2 protein-coding genes and 2 pseudogenes are annotated in these 2,586 nt (G+C 63.5%); all 4 read left to right on the forward strand.

Going from position 1 to position 2,586, the window contains the following annotated elements; genetic code table 11:
* Positions 1-7: 7 nt before the first annotated feature.
* On the forward strand, positions 8-475 hold the full coding sequence (ybeY, locus tag EN969_RS26125) for an rRNA maturation RNase YbeY (protein ID WP_127419517.1): 468 nt from the start codon (positions 8-10) through the stop codon (positions 473-475).
* Positions 476-503: 28 nt separating this feature from the next.
* The gene (locus EN969_RS26130; protein WP_063169992.1) at positions 504-1,634 is read left to right on the forward strand and encodes a hemolysin family protein; all 1,131 of its coding nucleotides are present in this window, start codon (positions 504-506) and stop codon (positions 1,632-1,634) included.
* A 16-nt stretch (positions 1,635-1,650) separates the two neighbouring features.
* Positions 1,651-2,121: pseudogene (locus EN969_RS26135) on the forward strand (VOC family protein).
* A 101-nt stretch (positions 2,122-2,222) separates the two neighbouring features.
* A pseudogene (locus EN969_RS26140) lies at positions 2,223-2,586 on the forward strand (apolipoprotein N-acyltransferase); the annotation flags it as partial.

Here is a 2,586-nt window from a genome sequence, read left to right on the forward strand (position 1 = left end):
CGGGAATATTCCCGTCGACATCGGCATAGCGGTTGAGGCGGGCAACTGGCCCGACGAGGCAAGCCTGACGCGGCTGGTCGATCGGGCCGTTAAGGCGGCTTTTGCCGAAACCGGCGTGGCGGGCCGTTCCGAACTCAGTCTCGTTTTTTCCGACGACGCCCATATCCAGGTTCTCAACGCCGGCTGGCGCGGCAAGGACAAACCGACCAACGTCTTGTCTTTCCCGGCTTTTCCGTTTGCGCAGGGCGGTCCGTTGCCGCCGATGCTGGGCGACATCGTGCTGGCCGCCGAAACGGTCGCCCATGAAGCGGTACTGGAAGACAAGCCTGTCGAGAACCATATCACCCATCTCGTCATCCACGGCCTGCTGCATCTGCTGGGCTACGATCACGAGACCGAGGCCGAGGCCGAGGCGATGGAAGCCGTCGAACGCGCGGCGCTTGCAAGGCTTGCCATTCCCGACCCCTACGCGTAACTACATCTGACCAATTGACCGGACGACGATGAACGACAAACCAGAGACTGCCGCCCGCCCCGACGCCGGCAGTGCAACCAAGGCTTCCGATACGTCGGAAGAGGGATCAAGTCCGAGTACCGTTGCCTCTGGTGCTAGCAGTACCTCTGCTGCTGCCGGCACCTCTGGTGCTGCCAGCATCGGCAGCGCTGCCAGCGAGACATCGCCTGCCGGTCCCTCCCTGTTCGACCGCGTTCTTGGCCTGTTCAGGCAACGCAACGGAACCAGCCTGCGGGAGGAAATCGCCGGCGCGCTTGCCGAGACAACGAGCGATGCCGGCGCCTTCTCGCCCGGCGAACGCGCCATGCTCAACAACATCCTGCGGCTGCGCGAAGTGCGCGTCGAGGACGTCATGGTACCGCGCGCCGACATTCAAGGGGTCGAAATCACGACGACGCTCGGCGATCTGCTGGGCACCTTCGAGCAATCCGGCCATTCCCGCATGCCGGTCTATTCAGAGACCCTCGATGATCCGCGCGGCATGGTCCATATCCGTGATGTGCTGGCCCACATCACCAAGATCGCGCGCGTCAAGAAGGGCCGCTCGACCAGGAAAGCACCCGTCGCCACGGTTCTCGATCTCGCCCAGGTCGATCTCGCACGCACCATTGGCGACCTCAATCTGATCCGCCCGGTGCTGTTCGTGCCGCCGTCGATGCTCGCCTCCGACCTGATGGCTCGCATGCAGACGACGCGCACGCAAATGGCGCTGGTCATCGATGAATATGGCGGCACCGACGGCCTTGCCTCGCTGGAAGACATCGTCGAGATGGTGGTCGGCGACATCGAGGACGAGCATGACGACGACGAGCCAATGATCACCCAGAGCGGCGACGGCGTGTTCATCGTCGATGGCAAGGCCGAGATCGACGACGTCGCCAAGATGATCGGCGGGGATTTCGCCGCCGGTGAACATGGCGAATATGTCGACACCATCGGCGGCATGATTTTCAACACGCTTGGCCGTGTTCCGGCCCGCGGCGAGGTGGTGCAGGCCATACCCGGTTTCGAATTTCACGTCCTCGACGCTGATCCGCGCCGCGTCAAGCGCGTGCGCATCGTGCAGAGCCAGAAGGGTGAGCGTCGCCGGCGTGCCACGGCGCGCACCGAACAGGCGTGAGCGTTTCGCTCGCACGATGACTATCGACGACCCGTTCAAGCATCCAAGTCTGGGCTCTGGTGTTTTCTACAAGGATCCGCATGCCGCGCTGGACTGGCTCGAGGCGGCTTTCGGCTTCGAGCGCAGCATGGTGGTCAGCGATGCCGAGGGAAAGCTCATCCATGCAGAGATGCGGTTCGGCGACAGCTACATCATCGTCGATTCCGAATGGAGCGATTACGTCGCCAGCCCGGCTTCGCTCTCGGGCAAGAACACGCAGTCGATCTATGTCAGGCTGAAGGGTGGCCTGGATGCGCATTGCGAGCAGGCGCGGGCGCTCGACGCTGATATAATCCAGGAGCCGGCGGATCAGTTCTAGGGTGAGCGCCAGTATCGTGCACGCGACCCCGAGGGCCATGTCTGGACCTTCACGCAGACCATCCGTTCGGTTCAGCGCGAGGAGGCCGAGCGGCTGGGGGGCGTTCAAATCGAGGGTTGGCACCGGTAGGCAGGGCCGGAGCTGTGCATCTCAGCTAGCCCATGCGCCGTTTGGAGCGCGGAGCGCAGCCTGTTAAATCTTGTGTCCTGATTCGCGACTCGGAAGTATGCATGGAGCGCCTCACCGGCCGGATAATTCTGCTTTGGGGTTGGCGGCGTGCGCTCGTGGCGTTTCTCGCAGGCGCCCTCGCGGTGCTTGGGCAGGCGCCTTACGACTTCTTCGCCGCCTGTTTCGTCTCGTTCCCGCTGCTGGTCTGGCTGCTCGACGGCGCCACCGGCGAAGCTTCAGGCAGTCTGTTCCGGCGTCTGCGGCCGGCTTTCGCCGTCGGTTGGTGGTTCGGTTTCGGCTATTTCCTCGCCGGCCTCTGGTGGATCGGCTCGGCGCTGCTGGTCGAGGCCGACAGCTTTGCCTGGGCGCTTCCCTTCGCGGTGGTCGGCATTCCTTTCATGCTCGCCTTTTTCTACGGCTTTGCGG

This window comes from Mesorhizobium sp. M7A.F.Ca.CA.003.01.2.1, from assembly GCF_003998945.1.
Classification (GTDB): domain Bacteria; phylum Pseudomonadota; class Alphaproteobacteria; order Rhizobiales; family Rhizobiaceae; genus Mesorhizobium; species Mesorhizobium ciceri.

Coding starts and splice junctions, on each gene's coding strand:
- EN969_RS26130 (WP_063169992.1), top strand. CDS start 504: ATGAACGACAAACCAGAGACTGCCGCCCGCCCCGACGCCGGCAGTGCA.